At 70.5% G+C, this 16,144-nt stretch carries 22 protein-coding genes and 1 tRNA gene; 12 read left to right on the forward strand and 11 right to left on the reverse strand.

Annotation, left to right across the window (positions count from 1 at the left end; genetic code table 11):
* Positions 1-8: 8 nt before the first annotated feature.
* The gene (locus tag ACIBG4_RS10660) at positions 9-650 is read right to left on the reverse strand and encodes a LysE family translocator (protein ID WP_355447885.1); all 642 of its coding nucleotides are present in this window, start codon (positions 648-650) and stop codon (positions 9-11) included.
* 165 nt (positions 651-815) lie between these two features.
* Between ACIBG4_RS10660 and ACIBG4_RS10665 the strand changes: the two genes are divergently transcribed.
* Both ACIBG4_RS10665 and ACIBG4_RS10670 read left to right on the forward strand, forming a co-directional pair.
* Entirely contained in the window at positions 816-1,661 is an 846-nt protein-coding gene (locus tag ACIBG4_RS10665; RefSeq protein ID WP_397201601.1) for a neutral zinc metallopeptidase, read from the forward strand.
* Positions 1,662-1,755: 94 nt separating this feature from the next.
* A complete protein-coding gene (locus tag ACIBG4_RS10670; protein ID WP_310707822.1) occupies positions 1,756-2,052 on the forward strand; it encodes a type II toxin-antitoxin system VapB family antitoxin in 297 nt (98 codons plus the stop codon).
* 58 nt (positions 2,053-2,110) lie between these two features.
* On the opposite strand, the gene ACIBG4_RS10675 is transcribed toward ACIBG4_RS10670, so the two are convergent.
* The 4 genes from ACIBG4_RS10675 to ACIBG4_RS10690 form a co-directional block, all read right to left on the reverse strand.
* Positions 2,111-2,197, reverse strand: a tRNA-Ser gene (locus tag ACIBG4_RS10675).
* 10 nt (positions 2,198-2,207) lie between these two features.
* Positions 2,208-2,735: a nucleoside deaminase gene (locus ACIBG4_RS10680; RefSeq protein WP_397201722.1), complete on the reverse strand. Its 528-nt coding sequence runs from the start codon at positions 2,733-2,735 to the stop codon at positions 2,208-2,210.
* A 40-nt stretch (positions 2,736-2,775) separates the two neighbouring features.
* Positions 2,776-3,249 carry a tRNA adenosine deaminase-associated protein gene (locus ACIBG4_RS10685; protein WP_397201603.1) on the reverse strand — a complete coding sequence of 158 codons (474 nt, stop codon included), beginning with the start codon at positions 3,247-3,249 and terminating at the stop codon, positions 2,776-2,778.
* A gap of 18 nt (positions 3,250-3,267) precedes the next feature.
* A complete protein-coding gene (locus tag ACIBG4_RS10690; protein ID WP_310707820.1) occupies positions 3,268-3,777 on the reverse strand; it encodes a tRNA adenosine deaminase-associated protein in 510 nt (169 codons plus the stop codon).
* A 141-nt stretch (positions 3,778-3,918) separates the two neighbouring features.
* On the opposite strand from ACIBG4_RS10690, the gene upp reads away from it, so the two are divergent.
* The 6 genes from upp to ACIBG4_RS10720 all read left to right on the forward strand — a co-directional run bounded on the left by upp (position 3,919) and on the right by ACIBG4_RS10720 (position 7,985).
* Entirely contained in the window at positions 3,919-4,557 is a 639-nt protein-coding gene (gene upp / locus ACIBG4_RS10695; protein ID WP_355447845.1) for a uracil phosphoribosyltransferase, read from the forward strand.
* Between the two features lie 174 nt (positions 4,558-4,731).
* Positions 4,732-4,977 carry a hypothetical protein gene (locus ACIBG4_RS10700; protein ID WP_310707818.1) on the forward strand — a complete coding sequence of 82 codons (246 nt, stop codon included), beginning with the start codon at positions 4,732-4,734 and terminating at the stop codon, positions 4,975-4,977.
* 96 nt (positions 4,978-5,073) lie between these two features.
* Positions 5,074-5,232, forward strand: coding sequence for a hypothetical protein (locus ACIBG4_RS10705; RefSeq protein ID WP_310707817.1), 159 nt, complete (start codon positions 5,074-5,076; stop codon positions 5,230-5,232).
* Positions 5,229-5,759, forward strand: coding sequence for a PH domain-containing protein (locus ACIBG4_RS10710; RefSeq protein WP_310707816.1), 531 nt, complete (start codon positions 5,229-5,231; stop codon positions 5,757-5,759). Before ACIBG4_RS10705 ends, ACIBG4_RS10710 begins: the two co-directional genes overlap by 4 nt.
* A 97-nt stretch (positions 5,760-5,856) precedes the next feature.
* Positions 5,857-7,200, forward strand: coding sequence for a helix-turn-helix domain-containing protein (locus ACIBG4_RS10715; protein WP_397201604.1), 1,344 nt, complete (start codon positions 5,857-5,859; stop codon positions 7,198-7,200).
* A gap of 110 nt (positions 7,201-7,310) precedes the next feature.
* Positions 7,311-7,985: a FadR/GntR family transcriptional regulator gene (locus ACIBG4_RS10720; RefSeq protein WP_310707814.1), complete on the forward strand. Its 675-nt coding sequence runs from the start codon at positions 7,311-7,313 to the stop codon at positions 7,983-7,985.
* Positions 7,986-8,152: 167 nt separating this feature from the next.
* On the opposite strand, the gene ACIBG4_RS10725 is transcribed toward ACIBG4_RS10720, so the two are convergent.
* Together ACIBG4_RS10725 and ACIBG4_RS10730 are read right to left on the reverse strand one after the other, a co-directional pair.
* The gene (locus ACIBG4_RS10725; protein ID WP_397201605.1) at positions 8,153-8,998 is read right to left on the reverse strand and encodes an SDR family oxidoreductase; all 846 of its coding nucleotides are present in this window, start codon (positions 8,996-8,998) and stop codon (positions 8,153-8,155) included.
* Positions 8,999-9,000: 2 nt separating this feature from the next.
* Positions 9,001-9,300 carry an antibiotic biosynthesis monooxygenase gene (locus ACIBG4_RS10730; protein WP_397201606.1) on the reverse strand — a complete coding sequence of 100 codons (300 nt, stop codon included), beginning with the start codon at positions 9,298-9,300 and terminating at the stop codon, positions 9,001-9,003.
* Positions 9,301-9,357: 57 nt separating this feature from the next.
* On the opposite strand from ACIBG4_RS10730, the gene ACIBG4_RS10735 reads away from it, so the two are divergent.
* Entirely contained in the window at positions 9,358-9,822 is a 465-nt protein-coding gene (locus tag ACIBG4_RS10735) for a MarR family winged helix-turn-helix transcriptional regulator (RefSeq protein WP_397201607.1), read from the forward strand.
* Between the two features lie 33 nt (positions 9,823-9,855).
* On the opposite strand, the gene dnaN is transcribed toward ACIBG4_RS10735, so the two are convergent.
* The 3 genes from dnaN to ACIBG4_RS10750 form a co-directional block, all read right to left on the reverse strand.
* Entirely contained in the window at positions 9,856-10,956 is a 1,101-nt protein-coding gene (gene dnaN / locus ACIBG4_RS10740) for a DNA polymerase III subunit beta (protein WP_310707810.1), read from the reverse strand.
* A gap of 86 nt (positions 10,957-11,042) precedes the next feature.
* Positions 11,043-11,696: a response regulator transcription factor gene (locus ACIBG4_RS10745; RefSeq protein WP_355453218.1), complete on the reverse strand. Its 654-nt coding sequence runs from the start codon at positions 11,694-11,696 to the stop codon at positions 11,043-11,045.
* A complete protein-coding gene (locus ACIBG4_RS10750) occupies positions 11,696-13,129 on the reverse strand; it encodes a sensor histidine kinase (protein ID WP_397201608.1) in 1,434 nt (477 codons plus the stop codon). Before ACIBG4_RS10750 ends, ACIBG4_RS10745 begins: the two co-directional genes overlap by 1 nt.
* Positions 13,130-13,238: 109 nt before the next feature.
* On the opposite strand from ACIBG4_RS10750, the gene ACIBG4_RS10755 reads away from it, so the two are divergent.
* The 3 genes from ACIBG4_RS10755 (at position 13,239) to soxR (ending at position 15,457) form a co-directional block, all read left to right on the forward strand.
* Positions 13,239-14,144, forward strand: a complete 906-nt coding sequence (locus ACIBG4_RS10755) for an ABC transporter ATP-binding protein (protein ID WP_397201609.1) — start codon at positions 13,239-13,241, stop codon at positions 14,142-14,144.
* Positions 14,141-14,875: an ABC transporter permease gene (locus tag ACIBG4_RS10760; RefSeq protein WP_397201610.1), complete on the forward strand. Its 735-nt coding sequence runs from the start codon at positions 14,141-14,143 to the stop codon at positions 14,873-14,875. The genes ACIBG4_RS10755 and ACIBG4_RS10760 overlap by 4 nt, the downstream gene beginning before the upstream one ends.
* Positions 14,876-14,944: 69 nt before the next feature.
* The gene (gene soxR, locus ACIBG4_RS10765) at positions 14,945-15,457 is read left to right on the forward strand and encodes a redox-sensitive transcriptional activator SoxR (RefSeq protein WP_397201611.1); all 513 of its coding nucleotides are present in this window, start codon (positions 14,945-14,947) and stop codon (positions 15,455-15,457) included.
* A gap of 150 nt (positions 15,458-15,607) precedes the next feature.
* Here the strand turns inward: soxR and ACIBG4_RS10770 are convergent, their stop codons facing one another.
* A complete protein-coding gene (locus ACIBG4_RS10770; RefSeq protein WP_397201613.1) occupies positions 15,608-16,066 on the reverse strand; it encodes a universal stress protein in 459 nt (152 codons plus the stop codon).
* Between the last annotated feature and the right edge of the window lie 78 nt (positions 16,067-16,144).

The raw sequence follows: 16,144 nt of genomic DNA on the forward strand, positions 1-16,144 counted from the left end.
CAGGCGGGTCAGGCCGTCAGCAGTGCCTTCGACCGGTCGGTGGCCAGGCGGATGGCGATGCCGCCGAGCACGGCGCCCATGAAGTACCGCTGGACGCGCAGCCACAGCGGGCGGCGGGCCAGGAACACGGCCAGGCTGCCCGCGCTGACCGCGATGATGCCGTTGACCAGCGTGCCGATGGCGATCTGCACCGACCCGAGCGCGAGGCTCTGGAGCAGGACGTGGCCCATGTCCTGGTCGATGAACTGCGGCAGCAGCGACAGGTACAGGATCGCGATCTTGGGGTTGAGCAGGCAGGTCAGCAGGCCCATGGCGAACAGCTTGCGCGGCGGCTCGACCGGCAGCTCGCGCGGCTCGAAGGCCGAGGTGCCGCCCGGCTTGACGGCGTTCCAGGCCAGCCAGAGCAGGTACGCGGCGCCGCCCAGCTTGAGCGCCGTGTACGCGGCGGGCACGTACGCGAAGATCGCGGTCAGGCCCAGGCACGTGGCCGTCAGGTAGATCGTGAAGCCCAGCGCGACGCCGGTGAGGGAGATCAGGCCCGCCTTGCGGCCCTGGGTGATGGAACGCGACACAAGGTAGATCATGTTCGGTCCGGGCGTGAGAACCATGCCGAGGGACACGAGCGCGATCCCGATCAAGCCTGCGGTCATTTCCCGAGATTATCGGACATGTCCACGGAGAATTCGGGGGCCTGCCCGAGCGCCCCGACCACGAGACCGCCACCCGGCGTGGAATCTCCCGCCGCCTTTCGGGAAGCTGTCATGCGGGCACACCGAGCATGCGGCATGCGGGCGCATGGAGAAGGGACGTTGGCGATGGACTTCCGAGACGACGTCAATCTCGATTCCTCCCAGGTGGAGGACGTCGGCGGCAGCGGCGGTGGTGGCGGGGGCGGAGGGTTCCCCGGCGGGATGGTCCTGGGTGGCGGCGGCATCGTCACCCTGATCGTGGCGGTCGTGGTGTTCCTGCTGAACAACGCCGGCGGAGGTGGCGGCGGCGGAGAGCCCGCCCAGCGGCAGCCGGCCTCGAACCTCTCGCAGGAGTGCAAGACCGGCAAGGACGCCGACCAGTCGGAGAAGTGCCGGGTGATCGGCGTGGTCAACAGCATCCAGGACTACTGGAAGGACGAGGTCTCGGGTTACCGGTCCGCCAAGACCATCCTGTACTCGGGCGGCGTCCGCACGGCGTGCGGCGCGGCGGACTCGTCGGTCGGCCCCTTCTACTGCCCCGGCGACCAGCGGGTCTACCTCGACCTGAGCTTCTTCGACGACCTGCACAGCCGGTTCGGCGCCAAGGGCGGCCCGTTCGCCCAGGCGTACGTGATCGCCCACGAGTACGGGCACCACGTGCAGAACCTGACCGGCGCGCTGGAGGGCGGCGGCTCGGTGGCCACGGAGTTGCAGGCCGACTGCTACGCGGGCGTGTGGGCCAAGAACGCCATCGACACCGGCTTCTACGACAAGCCGTTCACCGACACGGACATCGCCGAGGCGCTGGACGCGGCGGCCGCGGTGGGCGACGATCGGATCCAGCAGCGCACGCAGGGCCGGGTCGATCCCGACTCGTTCACGCACGGCTCCTCGGAGCAGCGCGTCAACGCCTTCAAGCAGGGGTACGGCACGGGTCAGCCGAAGTCGTGCGCCGCTGGTCAGCTCGGCTGAGCGGAGGTCCCGGCCCGGGTCGTCGCGGGCCCGCCGGCACCGATAATTCTCGCAAACAGCACAACGAGGCTGAATCTCTCCTAAAATCGGGGGGGTGATCTTCAAGCTGGTCGGCGACGGACGCCCCTATCCCGAACATGGTCTGACCCACCGAGAGTGGGCCCAGATCCCGCCGCGCCAGGTCCGGCTCGACTCCCTGATCACCACGAAGGCGATGCTGGACCTGCACTCCCTGCTCGCCGCCGACTCCACTTTCTACGGCGACCTGTTCCCGCACGTGGTGCAGTGGCAGGGCGAGCTCTACCTGGAGGACGGCCTGCACCGGGCGCTGCGGGCCGCGCTGCACCAGCGCTCCATCCTGCACGCCAGAGTGCTGGACCTGCCCGCCTGACCTCCGAAGCCGGAAAAACGCGTCGGGCCCCTGAACTGGTCAGGGGCCCGATCGGCGGCGGTGGTGGTGGGATTTGAACCCACGGATGAGTTGCCCCATCACACGCTTTCGAGGCGTGCGCCCTCGGCCACTAGGCGACACCACCGCGGACGAGCTTACCGGATCCGCCGAGTGGCGAAGAACTCGGAAAGGACGGCGGCGCACTCCTCGGCCATCACACCCATGACGACCTCCGGCCGGTGGTTGAGACGGCGGTCCCGGACGACGTCCCAGAGGGAGCCCACGGCGCCGCCCTTCTCGTCCACCGCGCCGTAGACGATCCGGTCGACCCGGGCGAGCACCGCGGCGCCCGCGCACATCGTGCAGGGCTCCAGGGTGACCACGAGGGTGCAGCCGTCCAGCCGCCACCCGCCGCGGACCCGCGCGGCCTCGCGCAGCGCGAGGATCTCCGCGTGCGCGGTGGGGTCGGCCCCGGACTCGCGGTCGTTCCCGGCGGCGGCCAGCACCGCGCCACCCGGCCCGCCCAAGCCGCCCGACGCGCCCAAGTCACCCGGCCCGCCCGAGCCACCCGGCCCGGCTGAGCCGCCAGGGACTTCGCGACCGGCGGGACCGAGGACGACCGCGCCCACGGGGACCTCGCCGCGCGCGCCGGCGCTCGCGGCCTCGGCCAGCGCCAGCCGCATCGCCCCGTCGTACCCGGACGTCACCGCGCCCCGCGCGGGGTCACCGCAGCCGGTCGAGCTCGTCGGCGAACGACAGCCGCTCGGCGATCACGGACAGGATGTCGGCCGGCAGCACGCCCTCCTCCATGCTGAGCTCCAGCAGCTCCTCCGAGCTCAGGCCGAGGTCTCTCAGCAGCTCGAGGTCGCCCGCCGGCCGTACGCCCAGCGCGTTGCTCTCCTTGTCGACGCTCACGCCCGCGAACTCGGCGAACAGCTCGCCGAGGCTGCCCGGCGCGATCGCGTGGGCGTCGGAGAGGAACACCCGCGGCTCCTCGTCGCCGAGGTAGCGCACGATGGCGAACCACTCGTCCTCGACCTCGACGCAGAGCAGCGCCATCTCGTCACCGGACAGGCTGAGCGCCTCGGTCACGGCGTCGCCGAAGTCGTCGACGATCTCGGCCTCGCTCAGGTCGACCTCGGCCCCGCTCCAGCCGTCCGGGGTCCTGACGAAAGCCGCGGCGAACGTGTTGGCCATGTGTGCAAGCTCCAGGGGTCAGCCGAAGACGGATTCGATGGCGCGCTCGAACGGCTCGGAGAAGCCGAGCCGCGCGGCGATGCTCGACAGCACGTCCTCGGGCAGCAGGTCAATGTCACCCGACAGGATGCCCAGCTCCATCTCGTCCAGACCCAGATCGGCGAAGATCGACAAATCTCCCGCGGGGAGCGCGACCTCCTCGTCCTGGAGGATCTCGTCCAGCTCGTCCTCGTCGGGGACCGGCACGTCGAGGTACTCCAGCACCTGGCGGGCCAGGGGGAAGTCCCAGGAGGCGGCGATGTCGGAGAGGAACACGTCGACACGCTCCCCCAGCACCCGCAACGCCACGAAGAACTCGTCACCCACCGCGACCAGGCCGATGGTGCCGCTCTCGCTCGGCTGCTGGCGAATGGCCTTGATCAGACCGTGCAGGTCCGACGTGAGCGCCACCGGCAGCATCTCGGCGTCCCAGCATTCGTCCTCGCGATAGACCACGATGGCGAAGTCGAACGCGTCCTCGTCTGTCATCGTCCACCCCACCCGATGCGGCCCGTACGGGCTCCCAATCGTTCCAGACGCCACCGGCACCCGTGTGCCGCTCCGACCAAATCGTGGTCAAACCGAGGCACGACGTGCCGGTACGTCCCACACAAGATAGCGTTATCCGTTATGGAAACCCTCGTCGTCGACCATCCGCTCGTGGCCCACAAGCTCACCACGTTGCGCGATGTCCGCACTGACTCTCCCACGTTCCGCAGGCTCGCGGACGAGTTGGTCACACTTCTGGCGTACGAGGCGACCCGCGACGTCCGCGTGGCGGACGTGACGGTGCGGACTCCCGTGGCCGAGGCCCACGGCGTCCGGATGGCGAAGCCCTACCCCCTGGTGGTCCCGATCCTGCGGGCCGGGCTGGGCATGCTCGACGGCATGACGCGGCTGCTGCCCACGGCCGAGGTGGGCTTCCTCGGCATGATCCGCAACGAGTCGACTCTGCAGGCCGAGACGTACGCCACGAGGCTGCCCGACGACCTGTCCGGCCGGCAGTGCTACGTGGTGGACCCGATGCTGGCCACCGGCGGCACGCTGGCGGCGGCCGTGCAGTTCCTGTTCGACCGCGGCGCGGAGGACGTCACGGCGATCTGCCTGCTGGCGGCGCCGGAGGGGCTGGCGCACATGGACAAGGTGTTCGCCGGCTCGGGCAAGCCGATCCGGGTGGTCACCGCGGCGCTGGACGAGCGGCTCAACGAGAACGGCTACATCGTGCCGGGCCTGGGCGACGCGGGCGACCGGCTGTACGGCGTCGTCTGACCTGATCACTCCGGGACCGGCCGAGTCACTCGGGCCGGACCGAGAAATCACCCTTCCGTCACGCGGAGTGGTCTCTTCGTTACATACTGTGGTTGCATGGGTACGTAGCGAGAAGAAGGCAACTTCCGCATGGGCGCGAGGGGGCGCGATGAACGAGTTGGCAGGGGTGCTCTCGTGAGCGAGCACACCGAGGCGGATCCGAGTCCGTACGCGGACGTCCCGACTCCGTACGCGGATGTCGAGATCACGCTGCGTGACGAATTCGCCGGCGTCCACTCGGCGACCACCGTAACGCGTTGCGTGGAAGCGGCGCACTACGGCGCGCTGGAAGTCACCGGCTACGCGCATCCGAGCCTCGTGGAGCGGATCGCGCGCAAGCATCTTCACGTCCTCGCGCTCGTGGCGAGCGAGCGCGGCTAAGCAAGATCTCAGCTAAGCCGTGAACCTACCTTTACCCGGGCTGCCGGGTGGGTAATGTATACGGCGGGTGCAGTGGGTAAGGGTACGGAGGCCACAGTGCAGGTCAAAAAAGTCCTCTCATACGGCGGGATAGGTTTTGCGGCGTACTACCTGTTGGCACGACCGACCGACGCGGCGACGGCGGTCAAAGGTGCCTTCGACTCGGTGGTCAACGCGGCTGACTCCCTGGCGCAATTCGTGAACAACCTGGCATGAGACTTGTGACCCACGGGGACTCGGCCCCGTCGTCGGTCAACCGTTACCTGCTCCCCGACGAACAACAGGTCATCATGGTGCGGCGTCACCCGGCCGTGCTGCTCCGCCCCGTCGCCGAGGTCTTCGGCGGCCTGATCATCGCCGGACTGCTCAGCAAGTTCTTCGGCGACTCGGGGGGCGGCACGGCTCTCGTGGTCGTCTGGTGGCTCTGGCTGTTGCTACTGATCCGTTTTGTATGGAAAGTCGCGGAGTGGTCAGTCGATTACTTTGTGGTGACTTCCAAGCGGATGTTGTCGACCACCGGCCTGGTCACGCGCAAGGTCGCGATGATGCCCCTGTCCAAGGTCACCGACATGAGCTTCAAGCGATCACTGCTGGGGCGCATGCTCGGCTACGGCGAGTTCATCCTTGAGTCGGCCGGCCAGGATCAGGCACTGTCCACCGTCGAGTACATTCCTTACCCCGAGACGCTGTACCTCGAGGTGTGCCAGATGCTTTTCCCGAGCAAGGACGGCGGGGACGATTAAATCCCGGGGCAGGGATTTCTTCACCTGGGGATACCAGATTCGGCTACTTCATGCAATCATTGCGTGTTGTTGACCCTTCCCCGCCTTGAGAGATGAGATGCCGAGTCAGGGAACCATCGGTGACCGCGTCCGTGGACTGCGGCTGAACAGGCGGATGTCCCAGGCCCAGCTGGCCGGGCCCGACCTGTCTGACAGTTATGTCTCCCTCATCGAGTCGGGTAAGCGCACTCCGACTCCGGTGGTGGCCCGGCTCCTGGCGGAGCGGCTGGGATGTACCACCGAGTTCTTGTTGCACGGCATCGAGCCCCGTCAGCGCATCGACACCGAGCTTGGGCTGCGCCACGCCGAGCTGGAGTTGCAGCACGGCGACGCGGCCCTCGCGGCGGAGCGCTTCACGGAGATCGTGAAGGCCGCCGACGAGGAGAACGCCATGCTCACGGCGCACGCCCGCTTCGGCCGGGCGCGTGCGCTGGAGGCGCAGGGCCGGCTGGGTCAGGCCGTCGAGGCGTTCGAGCGGCTGCGCAGGGAGGCCTCGGCCCACCCGGAGCGGCTGGCCGACCTGCCGCTGGCCGTGGCGCTGAGCCGCTGCTACCAGCACGCCGGTGACCGGCTGCGGGCCCGCGATCTCGCCGCCCACGCGCTGCAGCAGGCGGAGCGGCTGGAGATCACACAGGGTGAGATCGCCATCGACCTCGCCGCGGCGATCGTCGAGGCGCGCGAGGAGATGGAGAGCGGCTCCGCCGAGCTCGCCTACGTGCGCCGGGTGCTCGACGTCAACGGCGTTCCTGACGTGGTGGACCGTTCCGCTGAGATCGACGCTCTGTGGCAGGCGAGTGTCTCCGCCGCGGCGGGCGACGACTCGGCGCTGGCGGTGCGGCTGGCCGACGACGCCATCACGGCGGGCCGTTCGGCGCGGCTCGCGCTCCAGCTCGCCCGGGTGGCCGTGCACTGGTCCCGGCTCGCCGGTACGCCGGTCGCCGAGGCCGAGCGGCTGGTGGAGGCCGCGGCCAAGGCGTTCGCGGCGGCACCGGGCACCGGCCGGGAGCGCGGCGAGGCGCTGATCGCGCACGCCCGGGTCCGGCTGCGCGCCGGCGACCTGGCACGTGCCGGTGAGCTGGCGACCGCTGCGCTGGAGGCGGCGCCCGACGCGTCGCGCACCACTCCGGCCGAGGCGCGGCTGGTGCTCGCGACCGTGGCGCTCGACCTGGACGGCGACGCCATGGGGCACCTCGGCACGGCTCGGGACCTGCTGCAGTCGCTCAGCGGGCCCATGTTCGGCTCCGACCGTCAGGCGGCCCGTTGCTGGCGCGAGCTGGGCGACCTGTACGGCCGGGCCGGTGGCCGGGCGCAGCAGACCGCCGCGTATCGTAAGGCGCTGGAAGCAGCCGGGGTTCGCTCCGCGCTGGCGGGTCTGCCGGTTAACGCCGCGGTCTCCGGCTGATCGGAAAACGCCTCCCGGGAGTTCCAGATTTGTGTTCTTGGGTCTGGAATAATTAGGGTCTACCAGTCATTGACTCATAGGATGATTGGTTTCCCCGGAGGAGGCGGACTGTGAGTCTGCGTACGGCGCAGCGGGCTTCGCTCGTGGACCAGGTGATCGATCAGCTCAAGGAGCAGATCACATCAGGGTCGTGGCGGATGAACGGCAAGATCCCGACCGAGACGGTGCTCGCCGAGCAACTCGGGGTAGGACGCAACACCGTTCGCGAGGCCGTACGCGCGCTGACTCACGCGGGACTCCTGGAGTGCCGTCAGGGGGACGGCACCTACGTCCGCGCGACGAGCGAGCTCTCCGGCGCCATGCTCCGCCGCCTCCGGCAGGCGGAGCAGCTGGAGATCCTGGAGGTGCGGCGCGCCCTGGAGGTCGAGTCGGCGCGGTTGGCCGCCACCAGGCGCACCGACGAGGACATCCTGCGCATCGAGGCCGCTCTGGCCGAGCGGGAGCGGGCCTGGGACCTCGACGACCCCGACTTCTTCGTGGAGGCCGACCTGGCCTTCCACATGGCCGTCGCGCACGCCACGCACAACCTCGTGCTGATCGACCTGTTCGAGGACTTCTCGGCCGCGCTGCGGGCCAGCATCACCGCCGCGGGCACGTCGCTCAACAAGAGCTACATCCCGCACGACGCGATCGCCCGCGCCATCGCGGCCGGCGACGCGACCGCCGCCGAGCGCGCCAGCCACGCCTGCATGGAGCACATCCTCATCGCCCTGACGGACGCGTAACCCCTTTTTTTCCTGCTGTTACGGCACAGCCTGGCAGGCCCCAGTCGCCGTACGGGGCTGGGGGCCTCCAGGGATACGCCCGCTGACCCCGCACGGGGCCGGTCGCCGACACGCGCGTCATGTGGGCCATGGCTTCCGTCCACGCCTTGCCCGTTGCTCCTCCGGTGTCATTCCTGGCCGGACAGAAGCCGGTCCGCGTGAGCCCTGGCGAAGTCCGTGAAGGTGTGGGCGTCCTTGCCCGTCACCTCGCGGTAGTCCGGGGTCGTGTAGTCGCCCCACCCGCCCGCGTAGGCGCGCATGTACTCGGTGTTGACCGCGGCGTTCCAGGCGGGCAGCCCCGCTTCCAGCATGGCGGCGTGGGCCTGCTCCGGCGCCACCGGCTGGTAGGCGATCGGACGGCCGTACACCTCGCCGAGCGCCTCCGCCGCCTCGGCCAGGGAGATGCTGGCCGGGCCGGTGAGGGTGTAGACCTTGCCTGTGTGCGGTCGGGGGTCGGTCAGCAGGGTGGCGGCGAACTCGCCGATGTCCCGCACGTCGATGAGGCCGAACCGGCCGTGCCCGGTGGCGCCGTACAGAGTGTCCCCGGTGACGGAGCCGAACAGGTTCTGCATGAAGAAGGCCGGGCGGATGATGGTCCAGCCGAGGCCGGATGCCTGGAGCTCGACGTCGGACAGGACGTGCAGGCGGCCGTTGCGTGTGGGCGCGTCGTGCGCGGCGCCGATCGCCGACATGCGGACCACGTGCCGCACCCCCGCCCGGCGGGCCGCCCAGAGCGCGTTCATGCTGGCGTGCGGCGCCTGCGGGCCCATCGCGGTGAGCAGCCAGAGCGTCTCCACGCCGTCGAACGCGTCGCCGAGCGTCGCCGGGTCGTCGAGGTCGCCGACGGCCACCTCGTACCCGGCCGGCGCCTTGGCCGGGTCTCGCACCAGCACCCGCACCCCGTCCTTGCCGGGCAGCGCGTCGAGCACGGCGCCGGAGACGGTGCCGGTGGCTCCGGTGATGAGGATCGTCATGGTCAGCCCTCGCTTCCTTCCGTGGTGCCGTCTTCGGCGGACACCAGCTCGTCGATCAACTCGAAGAAGGCCCGGATGCCGGGCAGGTTGCCGCCCTTGGCGGCGGAGGCGGCCCGGTCCTCGGGCGAGCGCCACTCGACGATGTCGAGCCACTCGTCACGGGGCAGGCGCACCAGGCGTGCGCCGAGGAAGCCCGCGCGGTCGGCGCGGAAGTCCGCGAGCATTCTGGGACGGGCGGCGAGGAGCCGCTCGGCATTGTCCGGAGCCACGCGGAACCGGGTGAGTTCCATCGTTGTGGTCATGAGGACGACCATATAGTAAAATTAAGTGACTATCAAGATTAGTGACCAAATGGAGGCGTGGCGGTGCGTAGGAGCCAGCGCAAGCAGGACAACCCGGACCTCGGCGTCCTGGCCGGGCGGACGCTGTTCTCGGTGCAGCGGGAGCTGTTCGGGGCGGTGGCCGAGCAGGGACATCGGGAGCTCCGGCCGCGTCACGGCGCGGTGCTGGCCTACCTCGACGAGGAGGGCAGCCGGGCCACCGACCTGGCCACGCAGTCGGGGCAGCACAAGCAGGTCATCGGCACGCTGGTGGACGAACTGGTCGAGCTGGGTTACGTCGAGCGGCAGCCGGACCCGGCCGACCGCCGGGCCAAGCTGATCGTGCCCACGGCCAAGGGGCTGGACGAGATGGCCAAGTCGGACGCCGCCATGGCCGCCATCGAGGCCGAGCTGGCCTCGACCGTGGGCGAGGAGGCGTACGCGGAGTTCAAGCGCGTCTTCAAGCTGGTCGCCGACCGGCAGTCGGCCCGCAGGCCGCAGTGACGCCCCGCTCCCCGGCGGAGCCGGGGAGCGGGATCAGGCGCCGAGGCGCAGGGACATCACGAGGTAGCGGAAGGCGGGGTCGGCGTCTCCGGGCACGTCCTGGATCAGCGCCGGCCGCGTCGGGGACTCCATGTTGAGGCGGGCCAGCTCCGTCTCGATGCCGGTCAGGCCGTCGAGGAGGAACTGCGACTGGAAGGCGATCTCGATGTCGTCGCCCCGCAGCTCGCACTCCAGCACCTCGATGCCGCGCCCGATGTCGCCGCCGCCCGCCTGGAGCGTCACCTGCCCCTGGGTGAACGACAGCCGGATCGCGGTGTTGCGCTCGGCCACCAGGGCGACCCGCTTGATGGCGTCGACGAACGGGCCCACCCGCACGTCGGCCCGGATCGACCAGTCGGAGGCGAGCCGGGTGCGGTAGTCGATGAACTGCTCGTCGAGCAGCCGCACCGTGGTGCTGCGCCCGACGCTCTCGAAGCCGGCCACCCCGTCGCCCATCGCGATCTGCACCTCGCCGCCGCGCAGCGACCTGGCCACCTCGACCAGCACCCGCGCGGGCACCATGGCTGAGACGGCGATGTCGGGCCGCACGGGCCGCCAGCCGAACTCGCGGGCCGCGATCCGGTAGCGGTCGGTGGCGGCCATCGTGACCGTCTCGCCGTCGATGTCGACCCGGATGCCGGTGAGCATCGGCAGGGTGTCGTCACGGCTGGAGGCGGGCGCGGCCTGGCCGACGGCCGAGGCGAACACCCCGCCGCCGACGGCCCCGATGGCGGGCGGCATCGTCGGCATGGTCGGGAAGTCCTCGACCGGCATCGTGATCAGGCCGAACTCGGCACTGCCGCAGGTCAGAACCGCCTCGGCGCCCTCGGTGACGATCTGCACCTCGTCGCCGGGCAGGCTGCGAGTGATCTCGGCCAGCAGACGGCCGGGAATGAGCACGCCGCCAGCCTCGGCCACATCGGCGTCGATCCGCGCCTGTGCGGAGACGTCGTAGTCGAACGCGGACAGGCTCAGCTCCTCGCCGGCCACCAGCAGCAAGCCGGAGAGCACGGGCATCACGGGCCGGTTGGGGAGGACCCGGGCGGCCCATGCCACGGCATCCGCCAGAAGATCGCGGTTAACCCGGATTTTCACCTGATTCGGCCCTTTCGCTCGCCTGCCTCCTATGAAGGTAGCCGGTCCCACCGACAATCCCGTGCAGCTTGTCGACCAGGCGGGAGTCAGCGGCTGTTGAGGTGGGCGAGCACTGCGAGCACCCTGCGATTGTCGTCGTCGGACGGGGCCAGACCCAGCTTGGCGAAGATGCTCGCGGTGTGTTTGGCCACCGCGCTCTCGCTCAGGTAGAGCCGCTGCGAGATGGCGGCGTTGGAGCGGCCCTCGGCCATGGCCTCCAGCACCTGCCGCTCGCGCGGCGTCAGCGCGGCCAGCGGCTCGTTCCGGGCGTTGCTGGCCAGCAGCTTGGCGATGACCTCGGGGTCCATGGCCGTGCCACCACCGGCCACCCGGCGCACGGCGTCGACGAACTGCCCGGCGTTCAGCACCCGGTCCTTCAGCAGGTAGCCGATCGCGCCGGAGCCGTCGGCCAGCAGCTCGCGGGCGTAGAGCTGCTCGACATGCTGCGACAGCACGAGGATCGGCAGGCCGGGCACCTGCCGGCGGGCCTCCAGCGCCGCCTGGAGCCCCTCGTCCGTGAACGTCGGCGGCAGCCGCACGTCCACGACCGACACGTCGGGCCGCAGCTCGACCAGCCCCTTCAGCAGCTCGGGACCGCTCTCCACGGCGGCCACGACGGTGAACCCGTGGGCCTGGAGCAGGTGGACCAGCCCGTCCCTGAGCAGGTAGAGGTCCTCGGCGATCAGCACCCGGTCGCCCATCAGCACATCCCCAGCCGGCGCGGCGCCTCGGCCATCCAGCGGTCCCGGTTGTGCTTGGCGGGGATCGCGATGGCGGTCGCGTACATGCCGAGGCCCAGAGCGATCATGAAGAGGATGACCGGCCACTGGAGGGGTTCGGGGGCGTACAGGGCGAGGAACCACGACTTCTCGGGGAACGCGAAGGTCTTGAACACGGCGGCGACCATCCCCTGCGGGAACAGCGGGCACCAGGCCAGCGACCAGCACAGCGCCACCACGGCGGTCTTCCAGCGCGGCAGCTTGTTGCCCTCCGCCCAGTGGACCGGGAGCACCTTGGGCAGCACCATCATGACGCCCGTCGGGCCGCCCGGCGGGCTGTTGATCGCCATCACGCCGTCGAAGGCGGCCAGCCGCCGCTCGATCCCGCGCAGGCCGCTGCCCTTGGCCGGGTCCGCGCCGCCCAGGCCGTCGTCCGTGACCGTGATGCGCAGGGCCGACCCGTCGGAGCTGATGTCCACGCTCGCCGAGCGGGCGTCGCCGTGCCGGGCGGCGTTGGCCAGCAGCTCGCTGACCGCGAAGTAGGCCGCGGCCTCCACCGGAGGCTCCGGCCGGTGCGGCAGGTCCACCTCGACCTCCACCCGCAGCGCGGTGTCCATCGCGAGGGCGCGCACGGCGTCGGCGAGCCCCCGCTCCGCCAGCACCGGGGGGTGGATGCCGCGGATGAGCCGCCGCAGCTCGGTCAGCGTGTCGGCGGAGGCGTCGCGGGCCTTGGTCATCAGCGCCTTCGCCGCGGCCGGGTCCGAGTCCATCAGCTCCTCGGCCGCGCCCAGGGTCATGCCGATCGCGATGAGCCTGGCCTGGGTGCCGTCGTGCAGGTCGCGCTCGATGCGCCGCATCTCGGCCGCCTGGGAGTCCGCGGCGATGCTGCGTGACTGGTGGAGGTGGGTGAGCTGGCCGCGCAGCAGGCTCGTGCGGGTGGGGGACAGCAGCAGGGCGCACCACTGGCCGTACACCCGCAGGCCCCTGGCGGGCGCCACGAGCAGCATCGGCAGCAGGGCGATCTTGATCAGCGGGTCCAGGCCCAGCCACAGCAGGTCGCGCCAGCTCGCCGGGTCGGTGGTCAGCCACTTCCACCGGGCGTTCCAGGCGGGGACGCGGGGCGACTTGTACAGCGTCCGCTCGTGGCGGTACATCCCGTCCGTCAGAGGCTGCGGCGGCGGCGGTTCCGGGAGGTACGGCGAGGCGATCCGGACCCCGGACCAGGCGCCGATCCGGCGCCGGGTCTCCTCCGCCGTCCCCCGCACCATGCGCACGGCCGGCGGGTAGAGGAAGACCAGCCCCAGCGTGAACGTCAGGATCACCGCCGGCAACGCGAACAGCAGGATGCCGATCTGGACGATGATCATTCCGAGCAGCGCGGACACCCGGGCCGTCCCGGTCAGTCGTCGGAGCATGTCACCAGTGTGCGCGAACAACGACAGCACTCGCACTGTACCTAGGTACACCGTTACCGGGCACCCAACCCGATTCCCGCCACCGGCCCTGATTCCTACCGTCGAGACCATGAAGGTCATCGAGGTGAGAAACCTCCGCAAGAGCTACCCCCGTCACGTGGCGGTGGAGGACGTGTCGTTCGAGGTGGCCGAGGGAGAGATCTTCGGCATCCTCGGACCCAACGGCGCCGGCAAGACGACCACCGTCGAGTGCGTCGCCGGTCTGCGGGTGCCCGACTCCGGCACCGTACGGGTGGCCGGGCTCGACCCGCACCACGACCGCGACGAGCTGCGCCGCGTGCTGGGAGTGCAGCTCCAGAGCGCCGCGCTGCCGGAGAAGATCAAGGTCTGGGAGGCCCTGGACCTGTACGCCTCCTTCTACCCGCACCCCGCCGACTGGGAGGAGCTGATGCGGCGGGTCGGGCTCCACGACAAGCGCGACACCACGTTCGGCAAGCTCTCCGGCGGCCAGCGCCAGCGGCTGTCGGTCGCCCTGGCCCTGGTCGGCCGGCCGCGCGTGGCCGTGCTCGACGAGCTCACCACCGGTCTCGACCCGCAGGCCCGCCGCGACACGTGGGAGCTGGTGGAGCAGGTGCGCGACTCGGGCGTCACGATCGTGCTGGTCACCCACTTCATGGAAGAGGCCGAACGGCTCTGCGACCGGCTCACCCTCATCGACCGGGGCCGCGTCGTGGCCACCGGCACCCCGGCCGCGCTCGTCGCCCAGGCGGGCGGGGAGCAGCGGCTCAGGTTCCGGCCGTCGGCGCCCGTGGACCACGCGCTGCTGCTGGCGCTGCCCGAGGTGCGTTCGGTCACCGGCAGCGGCGATCACCTGGAGGTCACCGGCGTCGGCGACCTGGCGCCCGCTGTCACGCTCGCGCTCGCCGAGCACCGGATCGTGCCCACCGACCTGCGCATCGAGCAGTCCACGCTCGACGACGCGTTCCTCGCCCTCACCGGAAGGACACTGTCATGAGGAAGATCCTCGCCGTCGAGACGAAGCTCTACCTGCGCGAGTGGCCGGCCATGCTGTTCTCCATCGGGCTGCCGGTCGGGCTGCTGCTGGTGCTGGGCAGCATCCCCGACATGGGCAAGGCCGACCCCGCGCTCGGCGGGCAGCGGATCACCGACACCCACTTGCCGGCCATGATGACGCTGCTGGCGATGCTCACGCTGGCGTTCACGGTGCTGCCCACCGTGCTGACCACGTATCGCGAGCGGGGCGTGCTGCGGCGGATGTCGACCACGCCCGTCCACCCCGCGCGGATGCTGGCCGGCCAGCTCCTCATCAACGTGGCCGTCGGCGCCGTGTCCACCGCCCTGGTCGTCGTGCTCGGCCGGCTCGTGCTGGGGACGGCCATGCCCCGGCAGCCGGTCGGGTTCGTGCTGGTCTTCCTGCTGGGCACGGCCGCGCTGATGGCCATGGGGCTGGTGATCGCCGCGCTGGCGCGCACCGGGAAGGCCGCTTCCGGGATCGGGTCGGTGGTGATGTTCCCGCTGATGTTCGTGGCGGGCATGTGGATCCCGCGCGAGTTCATGCCGGGCGCGCTGCGCGTCTTCAGCGACTTCTCGGTGGCCGGCCCGTTCGCCCAGGCCATGCGCGCCACCTGGGCGGGCGACTGGCCGCAGCCGCTGCACCTGGCGGTGATGGCGGCCGGCGTGCTGGTCTTCGGCTGGCTGGCCGTGCGCCTGTTCCGCTGGGAGTGAGCGCCCGGCCGGTCGTGGTGCTGGAGACCTTCTTCGAGCGGCCGAGCGATCCTGAACTATAGTCCAGGTATGACCAAGGCCCCGTGGAACACCAAGGAGCTGACCGTCGGGCAGCTCGCCGAGCGCAGCGGAGTCGCCGTGTCGGCACTGCACTTCTACGAGACCAAGGGGCTCATCACCAGCCGCCGCACCGCCGGCAACCAGCGCCGCTACACCCGCGACACGCTCCGCCGGGTGGCCTTCATCCGGCTGGCCCAGCGCATCGGCATCCCGCTCAAGACGATCAGGGACGCGCTCGGCGAGCTGCCGGAGGAGCGCACCCCCACGCGCGGCGACTGGGCCCGGCTGTCGGCCGCCTGGCGCGGCGAGCTGGAGGACCGCATCGAGCAGCTCCAGCGGCTGCGCGACGACCTGACCGACTGCATCGGCTGCGGCTGCCTGTCGCTCGACCGGTGCGCCCTGGCCAACCCGCACGACCGGCTGGGTGAGGAGGGCCCGGGCGCCAGGCGCATCGACACCCACCTGATCCATGCCGGGCCCGCCGCGGCCAAGACGTCCCCCGCGGGAGAGTGCTGTATCTGACCGTCCTCCCGCGGGAGGCGGGACGCCTTCGTGCTGCCCGATCGAGCATCGAGACTATCCTCAGTCAGTGATCGAATGCCCTGAGTATCGAGACGGGATGGGTATCAGCGGCCGGACCGGTCGTCCGGCCAGGCTTGCGTGACAGGCCGACTAGCGGGCGCCGTCCTTCGCGGGCGGCGGGACGATCAGCGTCGGCCGGCGCGCGTGGTGCAGCACGTGGTTGGAGACGCTGCCCAGCAGCACCGACCGGGTCTCCGACAGGCCGCGCGAGCCGGTGACGATCAGCGAGGCGTCCAGCTCGTCGGCCACGTCCACGATCGTCTTCCAGATCGACTCCCGATCGGCCACGGCCCGGTGCGTCACCTCGGTGATCCCGGAGGCCCGCGCCAGGTCGGCGCCCTCCTCGGCGTGCCGCTCGGCCAGCTCGCGCCACTCGTCGGTGCCGTCCGTGACCGCCGCGAGGTCCGCCAGCGGATACCTCCTGAGCTGCACCAGCAACGGCTCCCATACGGTCACGACGACGACGGGCTCGGGGGCCAGATGCTTGGCCGCGAACTCGATCGCGGAACGCGAGTCGGCCGAACCGTCATAGGCGATCAGAATGGACATGGCCTGCTCCCTTCGAACTGCTCTCCTCCTGTGCAGCACCGCGTTGATCAGCCAGGATTCCTGTCCGGCCTGTCTGGT

It is taken from the genome of Nonomuraea sp. NPDC050383, assembly GCF_044459125.1.
In the GTDB taxonomy this organism is placed as follows: Bacteria; Actinomycetota; Actinomycetes; order Streptosporangiales; family Streptosporangiaceae; genus Nonomuraea.

Excerpts from the sequence above, each read along its gene's own strand:
- ACIBG4_RS10660 (WP_355447885.1), bottom strand. The coding sequence starts at position 650 with ATGACCGCAGGCTTGATCGGGATCGCGCTCGTGTCCCTCGGCATGGTT.
- ACIBG4_RS10665 (WP_397201601.1), top strand. The coding sequence starts at position 816 with ATGGACTTCCGAGACGACGTCAATCTCGATTCCTCCCAGGTGGAGGAC.
- ACIBG4_RS10680 (WP_397201722.1), bottom strand. The coding sequence starts at position 2,735 with ATGCGGCTGGCGCTGGCCGAGGCCGCGAGCGCCGGCGCGCGCGGCGAG.
- ACIBG4_RS10685 (WP_397201603.1), bottom strand. The coding sequence starts at position 3,249 with ATGGCCAACACGTTCGCCGCGGCTTTCGTCAGGACCCCGGACGGCTGG.
- ACIBG4_RS10690 (WP_310707820.1), bottom strand. The coding sequence starts at position 3,777 with ATGACAGACGAGGACGCGTTCGACTTCGCCATCGTGGTCTATCGCGAG.
- upp (WP_355447845.1), top strand. The coding sequence starts at position 3,919 with ATGGAAACCCTCGTCGTCGACCATCCGCTCGTGGCCCACAAGCTCACC.
- ACIBG4_RS10710 (WP_310707816.1), top strand. The coding sequence starts at position 5,229 with ATGAGACTTGTGACCCACGGGGACTCGGCCCCGTCGTCGGTCAACCGT.
- ACIBG4_RS10715 (WP_397201604.1), top strand. The coding sequence starts at position 5,857 with ATGCCGAGTCAGGGAACCATCGGTGACCGCGTCCGTGGACTGCGGCTG.
- ACIBG4_RS10725 (WP_397201605.1), bottom strand. The coding sequence starts at position 8,998 with ATGACGATCCTCATCACCGGAGCCACCGGCACCGTCTCCGGCGCCGTG.
- ACIBG4_RS10730 (WP_397201606.1), bottom strand. The coding sequence starts at position 9,300 with ATGACCACAACGATGGAACTCACCCGGTTCCGCGTGGCTCCGGACAAT.
- ACIBG4_RS10745 (WP_355453218.1), bottom strand. The coding sequence starts at position 11,696 with ATGGGCGACCGGGTGCTGATCGCCGAGGACCTCTACCTGCTCAGGGAC.
- ACIBG4_RS10750 (WP_397201608.1), bottom strand. The coding sequence starts at position 13,129 with ATGCTCCGACGACTGACCGGGACGGCCCGGGTGTCCGCGCTGCTCGGA.
- ACIBG4_RS10755 (WP_397201609.1), top strand. The coding sequence starts at position 13,239 with ATGAAGGTCATCGAGGTGAGAAACCTCCGCAAGAGCTACCCCCGTCAC.
- ACIBG4_RS10760 (WP_397201610.1), top strand. The coding sequence starts at position 14,141 with ATGAGGAAGATCCTCGCCGTCGAGACGAAGCTCTACCTGCGCGAGTGG.
- soxR (WP_397201611.1), top strand. The coding sequence starts at position 14,945 with ATGACCAAGGCCCCGTGGAACACCAAGGAGCTGACCGTCGGGCAGCTC.
- ACIBG4_RS10770 (WP_397201613.1), bottom strand. The coding sequence starts at position 16,066 with ATGTCCATTCTGATCGCCTATGACGGTTCGGCCGACTCGCGTTCCGCG.